Origin of the sequence: Paraburkholderia sp. GAS32 (assembly GCF_050434225.1) — a bacterium.
Lineage (GTDB): Bacteria > Pseudomonadota > Gammaproteobacteria > Burkholderiales > Burkholderiaceae > Paraburkholderia > Paraburkholderia madseniana.
The window spans coordinates 1-17822 of record NZ_JBNPVS010000035.1; the positions used below are offsets into that span (position 1 = coordinate 1).

Annotated in this window: 17 protein-coding genes; 7 read left to right on the forward strand and 10 right to left on the reverse strand. The window is 62.4% G+C overall.

Annotation, left to right across the window (positions count from 1 at the left end):
- Positions 1-361: 361 nt before the first annotated feature.
- On the reverse strand, positions 362-1366 hold the full coding sequence (locus P3T25_RS32845; RefSeq protein ID WP_429361126.1) for an MlaA family lipoprotein: 1005 nt from the start codon (positions 1364-1366) through the stop codon (positions 362-364).
- A complete protein-coding gene (locus P3T25_RS32850) occupies positions 1363-3984 on the reverse strand; it encodes an MMPL family transporter (protein ID WP_429361128.1) in 2622 nt (873 codons plus the stop codon). Before P3T25_RS32850 ends, P3T25_RS32845 begins: the two co-directional genes overlap by 4 nt.
- A 212-nt stretch (positions 3985-4196) precedes the next feature.
- On the opposite strand from P3T25_RS32850, the gene P3T25_RS32855 reads away from it, so the two are divergent.
- Positions 4197-4802, forward strand: a complete 606-nt coding sequence (locus P3T25_RS32855; protein ID WP_154562948.1) for an MlaC/ttg2D family ABC transporter substrate-binding protein — start codon at positions 4197-4199, stop codon at positions 4800-4802.
- A gap of 105 nt (positions 4803-4907) precedes the next feature.
- Here P3T25_RS32855 and hpnH read toward each other — a convergent pair whose 3' ends face one another.
- Both hpnH and ispH read right to left on the reverse strand, forming a co-directional pair.
- Positions 4908-6068 (reverse strand): adenosyl-hopene transferase HpnH, encoded by a 1161-nt coding sequence (gene hpnH / locus P3T25_RS32860; protein ID WP_063500562.1) that lies wholly within the window; start codon positions 6066-6068, stop codon positions 4908-4910.
- Positions 6069-6078: 10 nt separating this feature from the next.
- Positions 6079-7023: a 4-hydroxy-3-methylbut-2-enyl diphosphate reductase gene (ispH, locus tag P3T25_RS32865; protein ID WP_054034174.1), complete on the reverse strand. Its 945-nt coding sequence runs from the start codon at positions 7021-7023 to the stop codon at positions 6079-6081.
- A 333-nt stretch (positions 7024-7356) separates the two neighbouring features.
- Between ispH and hpnC the strand changes: the two genes are divergently transcribed.
- Both hpnC and P3T25_RS32875 read left to right on the forward strand, forming a co-directional pair.
- Complete coding sequence (hpnC, locus tag P3T25_RS32870; RefSeq protein ID WP_154562950.1) at positions 7357-8223, forward strand: squalene synthase HpnC; 867 nt, start codon at positions 7357-7359, stop codon at positions 8221-8223.
- A complete protein-coding gene (locus tag P3T25_RS32875) occupies positions 8223-9395 on the forward strand; it encodes a glycosyltransferase (RefSeq protein WP_200620620.1) in 1173 nt (390 codons plus the stop codon). Before hpnC ends, P3T25_RS32875 begins: the two co-directional genes overlap by 1 nt.
- Before the next feature lie 78 nt (positions 9396-9473).
- Here the strand turns inward: P3T25_RS32875 and P3T25_RS32880 are convergent, their stop codons facing one another.
- On the reverse strand, positions 9474-10055 hold the full coding sequence (locus tag P3T25_RS32880) for a hypothetical protein (RefSeq protein ID WP_154562954.1): 582 nt from the start codon (positions 10053-10055) through the stop codon (positions 9474-9476).
- 235 nt (positions 10056-10290) lie between these two features.
- Positions 10291-11301, reverse strand: coding sequence for a hopanoid-associated sugar epimerase (gene hpnA / locus P3T25_RS32885; RefSeq protein ID WP_063500557.1), 1011 nt, complete (start codon positions 11299-11301; stop codon positions 10291-10293).
- A 162-nt stretch (positions 11302-11463) separates the two neighbouring features.
- On the opposite strand from hpnA, the gene P3T25_RS32890 reads away from it, so the two are divergent.
- Positions 11464-11757 carry an acylphosphatase gene (locus tag P3T25_RS32890; RefSeq protein WP_120293712.1) on the forward strand — a complete coding sequence of 98 codons (294 nt, stop codon included), beginning with the start codon at positions 11464-11466 and terminating at the stop codon, positions 11755-11757.
- Positions 11758-11868: 111 nt separating this feature from the next.
- Here P3T25_RS32890 and egtD read toward each other — a convergent pair whose 3' ends face one another.
- Complete coding sequence (gene egtD, locus P3T25_RS32895) at positions 11869-12852, reverse strand: L-histidine N(alpha)-methyltransferase (protein ID WP_154562956.1); 984 nt, start codon at positions 12850-12852, stop codon at positions 11869-11871.
- A 607-nt stretch (positions 12853-13459) separates the two neighbouring features.
- On the opposite strand from egtD, the gene rarD reads away from it, so the two are divergent.
- Positions 13460-14356, forward strand: a complete 897-nt coding sequence (gene rarD, locus P3T25_RS32900; RefSeq protein WP_429361133.1) for an EamA family transporter RarD — start codon at positions 13460-13462, stop codon at positions 14354-14356.
- Positions 14357-14385: 29 nt separating this feature from the next.
- Here rarD and P3T25_RS32905 read toward each other — a convergent pair whose 3' ends face one another.
- Positions 14386-14925 (reverse strand): DUF962 domain-containing protein, encoded by a 540-nt coding sequence (locus P3T25_RS32905; RefSeq protein ID WP_171927715.1) that lies wholly within the window; start codon positions 14923-14925, stop codon positions 14386-14388.
- 91 nt (positions 14926-15016) lie between these two features.
- Here P3T25_RS32905 and P3T25_RS32910 point away from each other — a divergent pair, with 91 nt between their 5' ends.
- Positions 15017-15727 carry a Crp/Fnr family transcriptional regulator gene (locus P3T25_RS32910; RefSeq protein WP_429361135.1) on the forward strand — a complete coding sequence of 237 codons (711 nt, stop codon included), beginning with the start codon at positions 15017-15019 and terminating at the stop codon, positions 15725-15727.
- Between the two features lie 159 nt (positions 15728-15886).
- On the forward strand, positions 15887-16498 hold the full coding sequence (locus P3T25_RS32915) for a lytic transglycosylase domain-containing protein (protein ID WP_429361137.1): 612 nt from the start codon (positions 15887-15889) through the stop codon (positions 16496-16498).
- Between the two features lie 63 nt (positions 16499-16561).
- On the opposite strand, the gene P3T25_RS32920 is transcribed toward P3T25_RS32915, so the two are convergent.
- Entirely contained in the window at positions 16562-17446 is an 885-nt protein-coding gene (locus tag P3T25_RS32920) for a 4-hydroxy-tetrahydrodipicolinate synthase family protein (protein WP_429361139.1), read from the reverse strand.
- A gap of 2 nt (positions 17447-17448) precedes the next feature.
- On the reverse strand, positions 17449-17790 hold the full coding sequence (locus P3T25_RS32925) for a hypothetical protein (protein WP_154562968.1): 342 nt from the start codon (positions 17788-17790) through the stop codon (positions 17449-17451).
- Positions 17791-17822 lie beyond the last annotated feature (32 nt).

Below are 17822 nucleotides of genomic sequence, written 5' to 3' on the forward strand. Positions count from 1 at the left end.
CTGTTCGTGCGTCAGGTCCTTGAAATCGGGCATCTTCGTCATGTCCTTCACTATGCACAGCCTGGTGGCAGTTTACAAGCGCTGAATAGTTACGCCGCCGCAAAGAAAGATAAGCAAAGAAAGCGGCTCAAACCACTCCTGCTAAGCGGGTCCCGTAGTTTGCACAGGGTAGTGGTGCATCTGGAATCTGTGTTCGTGCACCTGCGTACGCCAGTGACAAGGGCGTCATACCTCCGGCGGCGCTCCGCGCGCCGAAGCGTAATTCATAAAACCGCCTGCTTCGATTGGGCACACCATCCGCCCGCTCTTCAGGGCTGCCCCCGGCGCACTTTGCGCGCGCCGGGCGCCTGACTCACATCCCTTATTGGACTGCTGGCGCTGCTTCCTGCGGATTCTTGTCCGTCGGCGCCGTTTGTGGTGCCGGCATCGGCGTCATTGCGCCCGACGCGGCAGCAGGCGCCGCCGCTGGGGCGTTCGACGTGTCGCCTGGCTCGGTGTAGTTCGGTACGCCTGCCGGGGCGCCTGTGGCGCTTCCCGAGGCCGCGTTCGGGGCTTCCGCTGCGTCGCCTGGGTCCGCGTAGTTCGGTAGACCCGCCGGGGCCCCAGCAGCGGCCCCCGAAGCACCCTTGGCGGGTGCGGCGGCGCCGGAGTCGTCCTGGTCGTCGTAGTTCGGGAGCGGCGCGGCGTTGTCGCCGGTGCCGCGCAGGCGCGCCTTACGTTGCTGCGTGTAGGCGTCGCGAACGAACGAATACTTGTCGAGCGCGGCCTGTTGCAGCAGGCTGGATGCGCCCAGCAGATCGGAACGCACGCTCACGAACTGCAGTACGTACAGCGGATTGCGAACCGCCGGCTCAATGTAGTTCAACGGGTTGAACTTCACGTCCACCACGAGGCCCATGCTGTCACGCACCGTGCTCGGGCCGAATAGCGGCAAGACAAGGTACGGGCCCGACGGAACGCCCCAGTGGCCCAGCGTCAAACCGAAGTCCTGGTGGTGCTTCGGCAGACCAGCCGGCGTCGCCCAGTCGAGCAGGCCGCCAAGTCCAAAGGTCGAGTTGAACGCGAAACGCACGAGGTCTTCGGTCGCGTCGGTGATCTTCAGTTGCAACAGGTTGTTGGCGGCGTTGGTCAGGTCGCCCAGATTCGAGAAGAAGTTGCTCACCGCCGTACGCAACGGCTGCGGTGTCACCTTCTGGTAACCCTTGGCAACCGGGACAGCGACAAAGCGGTCCACGCCGTCGTTGAAATTGAAAATCACGCGGTTCGCCGGCTCGAACGGGTCGCCAGGCTTGCGGTCGGGGCCGGTCGCGCAGCCTGAGATCAGACCGGTGGCGGCCAGCGCCAGCACGGTGGTTTGCAGCTTCATACTTTTATTCCTTTGTGCTTCGCGCGACGTTGGCGCGGCTTGCCCATCAATACGGGTTGGAACACCACCGCGCCAATCAGCGTGCAAAACAACGAGAGTGCCAGCAAGCGTCCCATACTCGACGTCCCCGGATGGTGCGACAGCCAGAGGCTGCCGAACGCAGTCGCCGTAGTCGCCGCGCTGAACAGCACGGCATGCGTGAGGCTTGACTGTAAAAGGCTGGTCTGGCCATGGCGCCACGCCATGACGAAGTAAATCTTGAATGCTACGCCGACGCCCAGCATCAGGGGTAACGCAATGATGTTCGCGAAGTTCAGCGGCATGCCGAACACCACGCACAACTCCAACGTTACCAGCGCCGACACCAGCAGCGGAACCAGGGTCCGCAGCATATCGCTGAGCCGCCGCAGCGCAATCCACAGCAGGATTGCAATCGACAGCAAAGCCCAGCCGGCGGCCTGCAGGAACGCCTTGATGATCGTGTCCGCGGAATTCAGGATCGAAATCGGGCCACCGATCGCGTTCGGCTCCGCCTTCTTCACTGAGTGGACAAAGCGGGCGAGCATCGCGTCGTCGTTCGGATCGGTGCCGGGTTTGACGTTCGGCGCGATGTCGACCAGCGCGCGGCCATCCTTCGAAACCCAGCTCGTGGAAATCTCCTTGGGCAGGTTGTCCCGCGTAATCTCGGTCGGCTGCAGCAGATCCGCCAGTTGCTTCAGCGCGATGCGCAGCGGCTCGGACATCGCGGTTTCGGCGCGGTCGCGCGTGGCGGCGTCGGCGGCAGCCAGCTTTTGCAGCGTCGCGGAGAGGTGTTTGGCGTCGGCGGCGCCCGGGCCCGGATGGTCGTCGGCGGCGAGCGAGAGCTGGTTCGACGCGCGCTTCAACGCGGCAACGCGCACCGTGTCCGTGGCTTGAGGCGCGGGCTGCTGCTGCAGGGCGGGCAGCAGTTGCTGCGCGGCGCTTGCCACCAGCATCAGCTTTTGCTGTTGCTCGGTCGGGATGAAGGTGCTCAGCGTGGTCACGCGACCCACTTCCGGCAGCGTGCGCAAATGCGCGGCCTTCTGGTCCGCATCGGCAAGCGTGGGCGCCAGCACATGCACGTTGTTGACCGCGGCTTCCGGCGAATCCTTTAGCGACAGCAGCGTTGCCATGGATTCCGTATGCGGGTCCTTCAGATGCAGCGGGTTGAAGTCGAAGCGCAAATGCGTGAGCAAAGGTATACCGCCGATCACGACAATGAGCGTTCCGATCAGCACCGGTTTGCGGTGACGATCCAGGAAATCGTCAACGGGTGCGAGTTGCTTGAAGCCAGGCGAAGCGGGCTCACCCGGCGGTCTGAAGACTTTCAGCAGCGCCGGCAGCAGCGTCATGTTGGTGAAGTACGCGACGAACATGCCGACGCCGGCGATTTCGCCCAATTCTGACACGCCGCGATAAGCCGTCGGCAGGAACGAGAAGAAGCTCAGCGCGACTGCCACGGCCGCGAGCGTCAGCGGCACGCCGATGCTATGTGCGGTATGCATGAGGGCGGCGGAAAGACGGTTGTCGCGATTGCGCTCCTCACGATATTTGACACCGAACTGCACGCCGAAATCGACGCCGAGCCCGACGAACAGCACCATGAAGGCGACCGAAATCATGTTGAGCGCGCCGACCATCAGCAGGCCGAGCGCCGCGGTAATCGCTAGCCCGACGAACAGCGTGATGAACACGGCGAGGATCATGCGGCCCGAACGCAGCGCCAGCCACAGAATGACCAGCACGACGATGAAGGTGCCGATGCCGTTGAGCACGGCGCCGTCCTGGACCGACGCGAATTCTTCGTCCGCGAGAGGCTGTTCGCCGGTCAGACGGACCGTGGCGCCATAGCGCGTATCGAGGTGCAACGAAGCGGCGGTGTCGCGGATCGCTTTCGACGCGGTCGCGCCCGGCTCCAGCGCGTCGTAGTTCACAACCGGCTGCACCGTGACGAAGGCGCGCGCCGGATCCGTGGCGGCGTCCTTATCGACCAGCGCGCGCCACGAGAACGCCGCCGCCTGGCCGGCCAGCACGCGATCGAGCGTGGTTGCGCTTTGCGACAGCAAATGGCTCATGTCGGCCAGCTTCACCTGACCCAGTTGCAGCGGCAGCAACAGGCTCGTGGTGAGCGTGCCGGCGAGGCCGGTCAGACTCGGATCGTGCGCGAGGGCATTGACGAGCGGGCGGGACTGGACGAGCTGCGAGGTGGTGGACAGCACCTCATCGGTCGACGGGAACAACAGACCATTGTGTTCGAAGAACGGACCGCCGGCGGGCTGCGAGACGGCGACGAATTCCTTCGGATCGGCTTTGAGCGCGGCGCTCAGGGCATTGGCGGCGGCGTCGGCAAACTCCGGGGCGCGTGCTTCGACCACCACCAACACGGTTTGACCGCGATCCGGGAAGGCCGCATCCATCGCATTTTCGAGTGACGACCATTGCTTGTCGGCCTCGACCAGCTTGCTGATATCGGTGTTGATCTTGAAGTTATGGGCAACGTAGAAGCCGCTCAAAACGGCGAGCACGAGCGACAGAGCGATGATCCGAAACGGATGGCGCACCGAATAGGCGACGAGACGGACGATAGATGACTTCAGCATGTAGGCGGAGGTGGCCTTATCACGAGTGGTGTTTTTGACGAAAGTGCACAAGTATACAGAGCCGGAGCGACTCGGCTCCACTTCGCTAGCAAGGACGACGCCCGGGCGGCGCGGCTGGGGTGGGAACGCAATATCGGTATACTGGTCTATCCTGCTTTCGCTGAGGGCTTGCGAGCCTGCCGGCGCTTACTTCTTGGGGTTTTGGCGAGCGTATGAAACGTTATCTGTCTGCTTTTCTGGCCGCGGCCATGGTGTCCACGGCGGCCTATGCGCAAAGCGCGCCCGATGCGGTGGTGAAGAGTGCCGTCGAAGGCACGGTGGCCGCGATGAAGGCCGACCCGCAGGCGCGCGGTGGCGATATGGCGAAAATCACCGAGTTGGTTCAAACGCGCTTCGTACCGGCTACCGATTTTCAGCGAACCACGCGGATCGCGGTAGGGAAGGCATGGAGTACGGCGACCCCCGAGCAGCAGAAGCAGCTCTATGACCAGTTTACGCTGCTGCTGGTGCGCACCTACGCCGCCTCGCTGTCGCAGTTGCGGGATCAGGATGTGAAGTTCAAGTTCTCGCCCGTCAATGTGGCGGCCGGCTCCAAGGACCTGGTGGTGCAGTCGCACGTGATCAGCAATGGCGGCGATGATGCCATCGATTACCGGCTGACCAAGGGCGCTAACGGCTGGAAGATCTACGACATCAACATGATGGGCGCCTGGTTGATCCAGGTGTATCAGACGCAGTTCGCCGATCAGATTTCCAAGGGCGGCGTGGATGGGCTGATCAAGTTCCTGACTGCGCATAACGCACGAAGCGCGGGCTGACGTAACAACGCAAAAAAGAAAAAGCGCGGTGGCTATCAGGCCACCGCGCTTTTTTTCTACCGAACATGTACTTCATGGGGCGGACAAAACCGCCCCAGGCAGCGCTTAGTGTGCGGAAGCAGACGCCGCCGTCTGCACCTTCTTACCCTTTCCAGCGCGCCCGATTTCCTCGAGCTTGATCTCGACGTGTCGCGAGAACACGTACTCAGCCGGACGCTGCTTATCCAAAGCAATATCCTTGGTGAAGGCACCCGAAGTCTTCGGGCCGCGCAGGCTGACCTTCAACGCCTTCAACGGGTGCGCCACCGTATCCATCACGGCAGTCGCTTCAAAGCCGCAGTGCACCATGCAATCCGCGCACTTCTCGTAGTTGCCCGTGCCGTACTTTTCCCACTCCGTGGTTTCCATCAATTCCTTGAAGGTCTTCACGTAGCCTTCGCCGACCAGGTAGCACGGCTTCTGCCAGCCGAACACCGTACGCGCCGGGTTGCCCCAGGGCGTGCACTCGTACGTCTGATTGCCGGCCAGGAAGTCGAGGAACATGCCCGACTGGCTGAACGACCAGTTCTTGCCATTGTTGCCGCGCTTGAAAATCTCGCGGAACAGTTGCTTGGTCTTGTCGCGGTTCAGGAAGTGTTGCTGATCCGGCGCGCGTTCATACGCATAACCCGGCGAGACGGTGATGCCGTCCACGCCCATCGGGCCGAGCGTGTCGAAGAATGCAGCGACGCGTTCCGGCACGGCGTCGTTGAACAACGTGCAGTTGATGTTCACGCGGAAACCGCGGCGCTTCGCTTCCTTGATGGCGGCGACAGCCTTGTCGTATACGCCTTCCTGCGACACCGAGTGATCGTGCGCCTGCTGATCGCCGTCCAGGTGAACCGACCAGACGAAGTACGGATTCGGCTCGTAGTCGTCCATCTTCTTTTCCATCAGCAACGCATTCGTGCAGAGATACACGAACTTCTTGCGCGCGATGATGCCCTTCACGATCTGTGGCATTTCCTTGTGCAGGAGCGGCTCGCCGCCTGCAATCGAAACGACCGGTGCGCCGCATTCGTCGACTGCGCCAAGGCATTCTTCGAGCGACAGACGCTGATTCAGGATGGGATCCGGATAGTCGATCTTGCCGCAGCCATTGCAGGCAAGATTACAGCGGAACAGCGGCTCCAGCATCAAGGCGAGCGGGTAGCGTTTGTTGCCAGAGAGATGCTGACGCATGATGTATGCGCCAACCCGGACTTTCTGTAGCAGCGGAATAGACAAGGTGTCCTCCTTAAACTTCGCGTGCAGCGAGTGGTTGCATCAGTTTCGATGGCAACTTGAATTCGACTTTCTCTTCACGGCCCGCCATCGTCGTGACATCGACGGGCCCCAATGCGCGCAGCGCATCGATTACGTTCATTACCATCTCTTCCGGTGCTGAAGCACCAGCCGTGATGCCGACAGTCTGCACGTTCGCAAACCACTCCGGCTTCACTTCCGAACCGTCGGCGACGAGATAGCTCGCCACGCCGGTTTCGCTGCCGATCTCGCGCAGCCGGTTCGAGTTCGAACTGTTGGTTGCGCCCACCACCAGCAGCACCTCGACCTCTTTGCTTAGTTCGCGCACCGCCGCCTGACGGTTTTGCGTGGCGTAGCAGATGTCGCGCGTGTCGGGACCGACGATGTCGGTGAAACGGCGCAGCAGGGCATCGATGATGCCACGTGTGTCGTCGACCGATAGCGTGGTCTGCGTGACGTACGCCAGCGGCGTATCGAGCGGCAGGTCCAGATGCGCGACTTCAGCCTCGCTCTGCACCAGCAGCACCTTGCCGGGAATCTGGCCGATCGTGCCTTCCACTTCCGGATGACCCGCGTGGCCGATCAGGATCAGGGTACGACCCGCGGCCACATATTGGCGCCCTTGCACGTGAACCTTGGTCACGAGCGGGCAGGTCGCGTCGAGCACGTCAAGACCGCGCTGTTCCGCGTCGCGCTCGACGGTCTGCGCGACACCGTGTGCGCTGAAAATCGCCACGGCGCCGTGCGGTACCTCATCGAGTTCTTCGACAAAGCGCGCGCCTTTCTGGCGCAGGTTATCCACCACGTGGCGATTGTGAACAATCTCGTGGCGGACATACACGGGCGCGCCGTGTTGCTGTAACGCGCGATCGACGATCTCGATTGCACGTACAACACCCGCACAAAAGCCGCGGGGCTGAGCAAGGATGACTCGCATAAATTGGCGAACTCCGACTGACGCGGGTTTCGAAGAAGTCGGTAATTATGACTTTATCGCCGCGATCATCTATTTAGTTGACGTCTTGAGCCCCGGCGACCAGCCGGTACAGCAAAACCAAACGCGCATTCTAACGCTATCAGGCCGGCTTTGCTTTGGCCTGCCCGCCAGGGTGTTGGGGCCGCGCCGCACTGCGGGCCACTGCCCGGCGCCGCCCGCGTGGCGCAGGTGGCAATGATTACACGCTGCACTGGTTTGGCGGAACCCTTAAACTACGTGGTCCTGCGGCACGTATCGGCTGCCGCATTACAGAAAGGTTTCGAGGCTCGCTGGATGGACGTCGATCAATACGAAAATTTTCCGGTCGCGAGCGTGTTGCTGCCAAAGGCGCTGCGCGCGCCTATCGGCATTATCTATCAGGTTGTCCGCACCGCCGCCGACATCGCCGATGAGGGCGACTGGAGCCCGGCCGAGCGGCATGCCCGCCTCGCCGACTTCCGCGCCGGCCTCGACGCGGTAGCGGCGCGGCGCGCGGCGCCGGTGCACCCACTCCTGTTCGGCAAGCTCGCCGGCGTGATCGCGCAGTATAAACTGCCGCTGGCGCCGTTCTACGATCTGCTCCACGCCTGCGGTCAGGACATCGACACCCGCCGTTACGCGGACCGGTCCGCCTTGCTCGACTATTGCCGCCACTCGGCTAGCCCGATCGGGCAGTTGATGCTGCATCTGGTGGGCGCCGCCACGCCGGAGAATCTCGCCGACGCCGATGCGATCTGCACGGCTTCGCAACTGATCAGCTTCTGGCAGGACGTCGCGGCCGACTGGGAAAAAGACCGCGTGTATCTGCCACTCGCGGATATGCGGCGCTTCAACGTGACCGAGGCGCAGATCGCGAGAGGTGTCGTCGACGATGCCTGGACGAAGCTGATGGCCTATGAAATTTCGTTCGTGCGGACCACGCTGGTACGTGGCGCACCGCTCGCGTTGCGGATTCCCGGGCGCCTCGGGATCGAGCTGTGCGGCGCTATCCACGGCGGTTTGCGGATCCTCGAGCGGATCGAAAAAACCGGCTACGACGTGTTTCGCGAGCGGCCGGTACTCAACACATTTGACTGGTGCGTCGTCGCGGTACGCACTGTGGTGATGCGCCTGTCTCGGCGCGTCGGCGTAGAAGCGGGTTCACTCGAGGGTAATGCTTAATGGCGGTGGTTCTGTTTCTTCTTTCGTGTCTTTCCCTGCTGATCTGGTGTGTGTTGCTGTTTGCGCGCGGCGGTTTCTGGCGGGCGCGGCCCGCCGCGCCGCTCACGCTTGAGCCGCGCGAAACATGGCCGGCGGTTGCCGCCGTGGTGCCGGCACGCAATGAAGTCGACGTGATCGCGCAGGCGGTCACCACCCTGCTCGAGCAGGACTATCCGGGCGAATTTCACGTGATCGTGGTCGACGACCACAGCACCGACGGCACCGCCGACGCAGCTCGCGCGGCCGCGTTGCAACTGCAATGCCCCGATCGTCTGACGGTGCTGAGCGCGAAGCCGCTGCCGCCGGGCTGGTCCGGCAAGGTGTGGGCGCAGTCGCAAGGTATCGAGGCGGTGCGCACGCTCGGCCTGCCGGCCGATTTCCTGCTGCTTACCGATGCCGACATCGGCCATCCCGCCGACGCCGTCGCGCAACTCGTCGCCCGTGCGGATGCGGAAAAGCGCGACCTCGTCTCGCTGATGGTCCGTCTGCGCTGCGATTCGTTCTGGGAGAAGGCGCTGATTCCTGCCTTCGTGTTCTTCTTCGCCAAGCTGTATCCGTTTTCGTGGGTCAACAACCCGCGCAACCGCACGGCCGCGGCGGCGGGCGGCTGCATGCTGGTGCGGCGCAGCGCGCTCGAAGAGGCGGGCGGCATCGAGTCGATTCGCGCCGAGCTGATCGACGATTGCAGCCTTGCTGCGCGGATCAAGCATCGCGGCACAGGGCGTCATCCGATCCGTCTCGATGTGGCGGCGCGCAGCGTGTCGCTGCGTCCTTACGATAGCTGGCGTGAGATCTGGAACATGATCGCGCGCACGGCCTTTACGCAGCTGCATTACTCGCCGCTGTTGCTGGCCGGTACGCTGTTGGGCATGACGATCATCTACCTGGTGCCGCCGGCGGCCGCGCTGGTGCTCGGGCCTCAGGGCGCGCCCGCGTGGCTCGCCTGGGCGGCCATGTGCTGCGCGTATGCGCCGATGCTCAGCTACTATCGTCGCTCGCCGCTGTGGGCCCCGTTTCTGCCGCTGGTGGCGCTGTTCTATGTCGGCGCGACGTTTGCGTCGGCGGTGCGCTACTGGCGCGGCAAGGGCGGGCAATGGAAGGCACGGGTGCAGGCGCCGGTGCAGGAGCGCTGAGGCGCGGCTGTCCCAGGGATTGATCAGACGAAAATAACGGCGCTCTCGGGCGCCGTTATTTTTGCATCGACCTTTGCTTCAGCCCTTGGTGAGCATCATGTACATCTGGATCACCATGTCGGGCGAGAACGTGAATGGCACCCAGCCGTGACCGGTGTGGCGCATGACCAGCAGACGGTCGCCATTCGACTGTTTCTGCACGGCCATGACGGGATTCTTCGTCGACACGAAACGCCAGCCCGGCGGGATGCCCGGCGGCGGTTCCGGCGTCATCGAGGCGCGCGCGTTCGACAATTCCTCGATCAACTGCCCGATCTGCTCGGCACGCAGCGCGACCGTCTGGCCGCCGATCGTCATCGTGATTTCGTTTTGCGCGGGGCGGTTGATTTCGAGCGTGGGCTGCACCTGGGCGGCTGGCTCTTCGCCGGACGCCGCTGCTTCTGCCGCTATTGCCGCCGTCGTTGCCTCAGACGCAACGTTTTGCGCTTTTGATTCCGATGAGGCGTGATTCGCCGCCGGCGTTTCCTGCGCTGCCACCTCTGCGGCGTTTGCAGCGTGTGCGGTTGTCTCGGGGATGTTTTCGGCCTGCGGGGCCACGACAGCCTGGATGAGCTGATCGACGCCCATTTCCAGCGCGCCGAGCTGTTCGTGAAGATTCATGCGAGCTTTCTCTGGTAAGACCCACGATTTTAACTGCTGCGCGTAGGCTTTTACCTGTCGCAAACACAGTGACGTTGTAACAAAGTGCGTGCGGGCCACGCCGGATTGTTTGGGGCGGCGTGACCTGCGTGATGCTGCTTTCGAGAGTCGGTGCGTCGTAGCCTGCGCGATTGGGCTCATGCCACCCTGCGCGGGCCAGGCGCTGCCGCTTATGCCGCCCGCGTCAGCGCTTTTATCAAGGCTTCAAATATCCGGCTTGCCTGAACCATTCGATCGCATCGCTCAAACCCTCGCGATAGGGTCGCGCGCGATAGCCGAGTTCGCGTTCCGCCTTTGCCGAGGTGAAGTACATCTTGTTCTTCGACATCTTCAGACCGTCGACGGTGAGGAACGGTTCACGTTTCGTGATCTTGGCGACGGCTTCTGCGCCCGCGGCGAGCGGATAAAGCGGCCAGCGCGGCAAGCTCAGCGTCGGCGCCTTGCGGCCGGTTAGCGCCGCGATATCCGCGAGCATCTGTTGCAGCGGCAGATTTTCGCCGCCGAGAATGTAGCGCTCGCCGATCTTGCCGCGTTCGAGCGCGAGAAAATGGCCGGCGGCCACGTCGTCCACGTGCACGAGGTTCAGCCCCGTGTCGACGAACGCGGGAATCTTGCCGAGCGCCGCTTCGACGATGATGCGCCCGGTCGGCGTCGGCTTGACGTCGCGCGGACCGATCGGCGTGGACGGATTGACGATCACGGCCGGTAGGCCATCTTCGGCGATCATGCGCTCCACCGCGCGTTCGGCCAGCACCTTGCTGCGCTTGTACACGCCGATCGCCTGGTCGGCTTTGAGCGGCGAGGTTTCATCAGCGGACTGGCCGGAACTGGTGACTTTCAGCGTGGCCACACTGCTCGTGTAGACAATGCGTTCGACGCCTTCCTTCAACGCCGCGCGCATGGTCGCCTCGGTGCCTTCGAGATTCGAGCGCTCGATTTCGCTCGGGTCCGGCGCCCACAGGCGATAGTCGGCGGCGACGTGCAGCAGATAGCGCACACCGCGCAGCGCGTTGCGCATTGACGCTTCGTCGCGCATATCGCCCACGACGATTTCCGCATCCAGCGCCTCGACGTTTTTGCGCGGACTGGTGGCGCGCACCAGCACGCGCACCTTGAAACCCTTCTGTTGCGCGATGCGCGCCACCGACGAGCCGACGAAGCCGGATGCGCCGGTGACGAGCACGAGATCGCGATTCTGTTCGGTCATTCTGTTTGATTCCCTGCGTGACAGTCGACGGATTGTACGTGTCGCGCGGGCCGCGTGTCGCGCCGGGGGACCGAGGCGCGCAGGCGAACTGAGACGCGGCCGAGCATTCTCGTCGCGACACGTCTAGAATGCCGGCTTGAAAGAATGTGACGAGAGGACGGCATGGCCCCGGATCTGGACCAGCGGATCGAAACATATTACGTACGGGTGCGCGGCACCGTGCAGGGCGTGGGCTTTCGCCACGCCACTGTGCGGCAGGCCCACGCGCTCGGTATCAAGGGATGGGTGGCGAATCTCGACGACGGTTCCGTCGAAGCCATGTTGCAGGGCTCGGCCAACCAGGTCGACCGGATGCTGTCGTGGCTGCGTCACGGGCCGCCGGCGGCGCGCGTCACCGAAGTGACCGGCGAGGAACGCGCAACCGAAAAGCGTTTCGAGCGGTTCGAGCAGCACTGAGTACGCGAGCTTCACCCAAAACAAAGGCGGCGCGCCATCACCTAGATAGCGCGCCGCCTTGCAGTTTGCGCGTCCTGTTTGTCCGATTAGTCAGCCGATAACGCTTTGCGCCTAACGCGCCACCAGCAAACTTTCAGCGAATCCCCATCCATCTTCGATCCATTGATGGCTGCACACGAAGCCCGCATCGTCGGCGATCGCGGGCACCTCGTCCGCGCGATATTTGTGGCTGCTCTCGGTCCAGATCGTTTCGCCTGCCTTGAGCGAGACGGTCAATTGCGCTGCGCCCACATGCGCGGTGACATCGCGCTTCGCACGCAAATGCATCTCGATGCTGCGCGCGTCCGGATTGAAGCGCGCGACGTGTTCGAACGCATCGAGCGGAAAGTCGCCGTCGAGTTCGCGATTGACGCGCGCCAGCAGATTGAGATTGAACGATGCGGTCACGCCGACCGAATCGTCGTAGGCTGCCACCAGCACCGGTATCGGCTTGATCAGATCTGTGCCGAGGAGCAACGCGTCGCCAGGCGCAAGCATGTTGCGGATATCGCGCAGAAAACGCGTGGCCGCGAGCCGGCCGAAATTGCCGATCGTGCTGCCAAGAAACAGGACGAGTAAGCGCTCGTCCGCCGCGCGGTCCTGGCTCACCTCGGCGAGCCCGGCCAGGTAATCGCGTTCGTAACCGACGATCGAAATCCGCTCGATGTCGCCAAGTTCGCGCCTGCACAACTGCAATGCGCTGCGCGAAATTTCAATCGGGAAGTAAGAAGTGGGGCGCTTTTTACACAGCGCTTCCAGAATGCGCCGCGTTTTGCGGCCGCTGCCGCTGCCCAGTTCAGCGACGGTCACGTCGTGCGGCAGATGCGCGACGATGTCCGCTGCGTGCTTCGCGAGCAGGCGCTCCTCGGCGCGTGTCACGCCGTATTCGGGCAATACTGTTATCACTTCAAACAACGCAGAACCCACTTCGTCATACAGATACTTCGACGGCAACTCTTTTTGCGGCGTGTGCGTGAGTCCGGCGCGCACCTCGGCGGCGAAGGTGGCGCGGAGCAGGTCGGGCGATGCGTCGTGCGATAGGGCTGGCTGGGTCATGCTGGCTCCAGTAGTCACATTCGATGAGCGGGATTGCTGGCCGGGCGGCGGCAGGTGCAACGGAGCGCAGTTGCTCGCAGTTGCTGTATGCCGCGGGAAAGAAGGGCGGGCTCGGTCCGTATGGACTGCCTATGCCGGCCCGGCTCATTGATGCTGTGATGACAGTTGAAAATGACGGTTGCGACGGATATCCAAGATGTCTCAGATGACGTTGCAAACGGTGCCGCTAGACTTCGTAGCAAGATTCGCGCTTGCGCAACTGTGCTGAAAGTTGCCGGCGTTGCAACTGCGGATTCGCCTGTCGCGCGTGAAGTTATGTTCTAGTGCATCGGCGCGCGATGCGCACGGGAAAAATTGCTATTGACTGCAAGGAACGAACGGGCACGTTGTTCAGGAACCCGTCTAGAATGCCGGCTTGCATCGCATATCGAAGATAAAAATGCAGCGCTTGATACGCACCATCAGCCGCACTGCCTGCTTGTGAGACTTCACTCCTAATGACAACAACTCGAGGCGCACGGCCGTATGCTGCGCCGCACACACTTGTATCTGCATCCATTCGCGCACTTGCACTGCATGTCAAAGCGATTGCGCTACGGGCCGCGCAATGAACCAGTATGACCCAAAGCGCGGTATCGCGTTGTCGGTCGGCGCGTCGGCGATGTTTGCTTTACTGTCCGCTTACGCTAGGCTGCTTGCGCCGTTGAGCGGTCTCGACATTTTCGCGTGGCGTATTGTGTGGACCGTCCCCGGGGCGCTATTGCTGATCATGTTGCGCAAACGCCTGCCGATTCTCCGGCAACTTCTTTACCGCATGGTGACGGAGCCGACGCTCGGCGCAGCGATGGTCGTCAGCGCGGCGTTGCTGGGCGCGCAGTTGTGGGTGTTTCTATGGGCGCCGCTGCATGGGCGCATGCTCGAAGTCTCGCTTGGCTATTTTCTGCTGCCGCTGGTGATGGTGCTGGTGGGGCGCTTCTACTATCGCGAGAGCCTCGACCGTCTGCAGTGGCTTGCTGTTATCTGCGCGGCGTTGGGCGTCGTGCATGAACTGTGGATGACGGGGGCCTTTTCGTGGCCCACCTTGCTCGTCGCGCTCGGCTATCCGCCGTATTTCGTGCTGCGCCGCAAAATCAACCAGGATTCGCTCGCCATGTTCACGGTCGAAATGGCGCTGCTGTTGCCCGCGGCGGCTGTGTTCATCATCATCGGTGGTTCGTTGACGACGATCGGCGGCCGTATCGACATGTGGTGCTTGTTGTTGCCTGGACTCGGCGCGCTCAGCACTATTGCGCTGGCTTCGTATCTAAAGGCGAGCCGTTTATTGCCGGTCGCCTTGTTCGGCATTCTTGGCTATGTCGAACCGGTGTTGCTCGTGTTTGTCTCGATCACGCTGCTTGGCGAGACGCTCAGCGCCGCACAGTTAGCCACGTATGTTCCGATCTGGATGGCGGTTGCGCTGACGGCCTTGCATAGCGTGCGGCTCATTCGGTTTACGCCGTGCTGAGCCTCGGCCGCTGAATCACACGCCGCGGTTCAGCGATGCGCTGCCGCACGATCCGCATTGATACGCGTTGCGCCGACCTGTGCCTCGATCGCCTCGCGCAGCGCCGGCCGCCAGCCAAAGCCGAACAACGCTTCAGCGAGAACGAATAGCGGGCCGATCAGCAGACCGATCACATCGTCGACGAATGCCGGCTTGCGATGTTCGTAGGCGACGTGGCCGATGAACTGAAACACCCAGCCGACCACGAAGAGTCCGATGCCGGCGGCGAGCCAGGTGAGGGTAGTTTGCGCGGCGAGCCACTCCCCGCACGCGACGCACAGTACCGATACGACTGCCATCATCACGCCGAGCGGCACATCGAGCACGAGGTAATAGACAGTCGCTGCGGCGAACAACACCCAGGCGGGCGATAAGGCAAATGGCAGCGCGCCGAAGCTGAAAGCAGGCCGGCTCAGCAATACCGCCAGCGCCAGCACGATCATCGGAATGCCGATGAAATGCGTGGCGATATTGCGTCGATCACGATGGTAGGCCGCGTATTGCGTAAGCTGTTGCGTCAGCGTTCTCATGGATGCCGCTCCTCAATCAAAGCCAGCATAATCGCGGGCAGCGGAATTTGAAACCATCGGGTAGCCGACAATCGGGCACGGATACCGTTCTATGACTGCGAGTTTTTCATCCAATGAGCTTGCCGCGCGGCTTGAACGCAGCGCGTGGTTTCGCTCGGCGCCCGCTGCCATGCGGGCGCAGCTTGTCGAAGCGGGGCGTGTCGAGCGCCTCGCGGCCGGTGAGCGGCTCTTCACGCGCGGCGATTCCGACGACGGCCTCTATTGCGTGCTCGATGGTCTCGTGAGAATCGGCGCGGCCAGCTCGGCAGGCAAGGAAGCGTTGCTCGCGGTCATCGAGCCGGTCAACTGGTTCGGCGAGATCGCGCTGTTCGATAATCGCCCGCGAACCCACGACGCGTATGCCGAACGCGATTCCGAGCTGTTTCATGTGCCGCGCGCCGCGCTTGCAACGCTGCTCGAACGCACGCCCGAGTATTGGCATGTCTTCGGTTTGCTGTTGACGCAGAAGCTGCGCCTCGCTTTCGACGCCATTGAAGAAGCCGCCTTGCTGCCCGCCGCACCGCGCGTGGCGCGTCGCCTGTTGTTGATGGCAGGCGGCTACGGCGAGCCCGGCGCATTGCGGCGCGTACTCAAAGTACCGCAGGAGGACCTCGCGATGATGCTGGCTCTGTCGCGGCAGACGATCAATCAGGTGCTCAAGCAGTTCGAAACGCAAGGTGCGTTGAAGCTGGGCTATGCGGAAATCGAAATCACCGACGTGCAAAAGCTCAAGGCGCTGGCCGATCTGAATCCGGCCGCGTGATCGCCTCGATCTACACGCAAAGCGCGCCGCTGCCCCCATATACGTCCACTCACACGCCGCTGCATCTTTATAAGCATTTTACGGCGCACCCCTATTTCTTTGGCGATTCGCTACACCAAGCCCGGTAAGGTCGATGTACCCCGGTCAGGAAGCGAACCTATGCATGGAAATAGCGCTCTGGATGGTGTCCAGGTACAACGAAACCTTCACCGCAAAGCCGGCCTGAAGGTGATGTTCGCGGCAATCGTCTTCTCGTTCGCCGCGGCATCGCACGCCGCCGACGCGCAGTCGGCGTTGCCGATGGCCGCTCCAACTGTCGCGAGCGACGCAATACTAGACGCCGGCTTGCCGGCGCTCAGCGATATCACCGCCATGCTGCGCGCGCAGTTTCGCGTTGCACCATTGGAATCCATGAAGATCGCTCGCGCGGTGTTGATCGAAGCCGAACGTCAAGCCATCTCGCCGGTATTGCTGCTTGCCGTGATGTCGGTCGAGTCGAGTTTCGATCGCCACGCGGTCAGCATCGCAGGCGCGCGAGGGCTGATGCAGGTCTTGCCCGCTGCGCATCCGCAATTGATTGCGGGCACAACCGACTTATCCGATCCGGCAATCAACGTGCGGATCGGCTCGACCATTTTGCGCGGCTACCTCGATGAAAGCGGCGGCGATCTCGACGCCGCGCTCGTTCGCTACAGCGGCGGTGGTCGCGGTTACGCGCAGCGCGTCGTGCTGCGGATGCAGCGCCTGGACGCAAGTTTGCGCCACGAATGATGAACTCATTCGTGGCGCATTCCTCCTCGGGACCTCTTGTTGTTGCTCCAGCTCTTTAGCGCTTTAGCTCATCGCTCCAGCAAACTCGGCGCGCAGATCCTGCAACCTGTCGCGCGCGGTGCCCAGGCGCTCGACGAGTTGTGCCGACGCGCGCGTGATCGGCATACGCGTTTCGTCGGTCATTGAATGATCGAATGCCAGCATCGCCTTGATCGCGGACGGATTGGGTGCGGCGAACAGCAGACGCAATACCGGCAGCAAACTGGCGAACAGATTGCGCTCGTCCGGGTCACGATCGGCGCGGATCAATTCCTGTACGGCAACCAGCAGGTCCGCGCAAACATGCGCGCTCGCCAGAATGCCACCTGTGCCGCCGTTGTGCAGACAGTCGTCCAATGCTTCATCGGTGCCGCACAGCACGTTGATCGGCAGGCCACGCAGCTTGCTGAAGTGTTCCTTTTCGCATTCCTTGATTGCGACGATGTTGCTGTACTCGACCAAATGCGCAACCGTTTCAGGCGCGATCGCCACACCTGTTCGATGTGGCACGTCGTACAGAACGATAGGGCGTTCGGTGGCGAGTGCAGCCTGTTCGAAATGCCATTGCACGCCGGCCTGATCCGGACATACGTACGATGGTGGAGACACCAGATAGCCCGCGCAGTCCCAGCGCTCATAGCGCTGAATATCGTGCAGAACGTCGCGCGTATTGGCGCCGCCTACGCCGATCAGCATCGGCAGACGCGAGCCGATCACATCGGTCAGCGCCTGCAAGACGGTGAGGCGTTCGGATTCCTGTAATAAAGCGGCTTCGCCCGTCGTGCTCAAGGCGACAAATCCGCTGATCTCCGTGCGCAGGTAATAGTCCGCGAGGCGCTGCAACGCGTCGACGTCGACTTCACCGTTGCGAAACGGGGTGACGATGGGCAGCCAGATTCCTGAGAACATGATTAGCGCGCCTTTGCGACGGCATGGCGGCGCTTCAATGGTCCGATGAGTGCTGCTGGGAGTGTCGAGATCAGCGTATGCAAGGTGAAGTCGAGGTCGTCGAGCGCAATGTCGAGTTGCACGCGCACTTCTTCGCGCACGGCCTCCGTGCTGACCACATACACGCCGAGCGGCGAATGAAGCAGTGTGCGGAGCTGGCTGCCGGGAAGATCGTGCGGGGGATGAGGCAGGGTGATCTGCAAGCGGGCGCGAGCCGCGGGGAAGGGGATGACATTGTTGCGCTGGACCGGCGGCGCGCTAAGCGGCTGCGTTTCGAATTTGTCGATTGATTGCGTGAGTGCCATTTGATGCGGCGTTCGTTGACGCCATGGTTGAT

What these genes read in the sequence shown, in the direction of transcription:
- P3T25_RS32845 (WP_429361126.1), bottom strand. Translation starts at nt 1,366, where the DNA reads ATGAAGCTGCAAACCACCGTGCTGGCGCTGGCCGCCACCGGTCTGATC.
- P3T25_RS32850 (WP_429361128.1), bottom strand. Translation starts at nt 3,984, where the DNA reads ATGCTGAAGTCATCTATCGTCCGTCTCGTCGCCTATTCGGTGCGCCAT.
- P3T25_RS32855 (WP_154562948.1), top strand. Translation starts at nt 4,197, where the DNA reads ATGAAACGTTATCTGTCTGCTTTTCTGGCCGCGGCCATGGTGTCCACG.
- ispH (WP_054034174.1), bottom strand. Translation starts at nt 7,023, where the DNA reads ATGCGAGTCATCCTTGCTCAGCCCCGCGGCTTTTGTGCGGGTGTTGTA.
- hpnC (WP_154562950.1), top strand. Translation starts at nt 7,357, where the DNA reads ATGGACGTCGATCAATACGAAAATTTTCCGGTCGCGAGCGTGTTGCTG.
- P3T25_RS32875 (WP_200620620.1), top strand. Translation starts at nt 8,223, where the DNA reads ATGGCGGTGGTTCTGTTTCTTCTTTCGTGTCTTTCCCTGCTGATCTGG.
- P3T25_RS32880 (WP_154562954.1), bottom strand. Translation starts at nt 10,055, where the DNA reads ATGAATCTTCACGAACAGCTCGGCGCGCTGGAAATGGGCGTCGATCAG.
- hpnA (WP_063500557.1), bottom strand. Translation starts at nt 11,301, where the DNA reads ATGACCGAACAGAATCGCGATCTCGTGCTCGTCACCGGCGCATCCGGC.
- P3T25_RS32890 (WP_120293712.1), top strand. Translation starts at nt 11,464, where the DNA reads ATGGCCCCGGATCTGGACCAGCGGATCGAAACATATTACGTACGGGTG.
- egtD (WP_154562956.1), bottom strand. Translation starts at nt 12,852, where the DNA reads ATGACCCAGCCAGCCCTATCGCACGACGCATCGCCCGACCTGCTCCGC.
- rarD (WP_429361133.1), top strand. Translation starts at nt 13,460, where the DNA reads ATGAACCAGTATGACCCAAAGCGCGGTATCGCGTTGTCGGTCGGCGCG.
- P3T25_RS32905 (WP_171927715.1), bottom strand. Translation starts at nt 14,925, where the DNA reads ATGAGAACGCTGACGCAACAGCTTACGCAATACGCGGCCTACCATCGT.
- P3T25_RS32910 (WP_429361135.1), top strand. Translation starts at nt 15,017, where the DNA reads ATGACTGCGAGTTTTTCATCCAATGAGCTTGCCGCGCGGCTTGAACGC.
- P3T25_RS32915 (WP_429361137.1), top strand. Translation starts at nt 15,887, where the DNA reads ATGCATGGAAATAGCGCTCTGGATGGTGTCCAGGTACAACGAAACCTT.
- P3T25_RS32920 (WP_429361139.1), bottom strand. Translation starts at nt 17,446, where the DNA reads ATGTTCTCAGGAATCTGGCTGCCCATCGTCACCCCGTTTCGCAACGGT.
- P3T25_RS32925 (WP_154562968.1), bottom strand. Translation starts at nt 17,790, where the DNA reads ATGGCACTCACGCAATCAATCGACAAATTCGAAACGCAGCCGCTTAGC.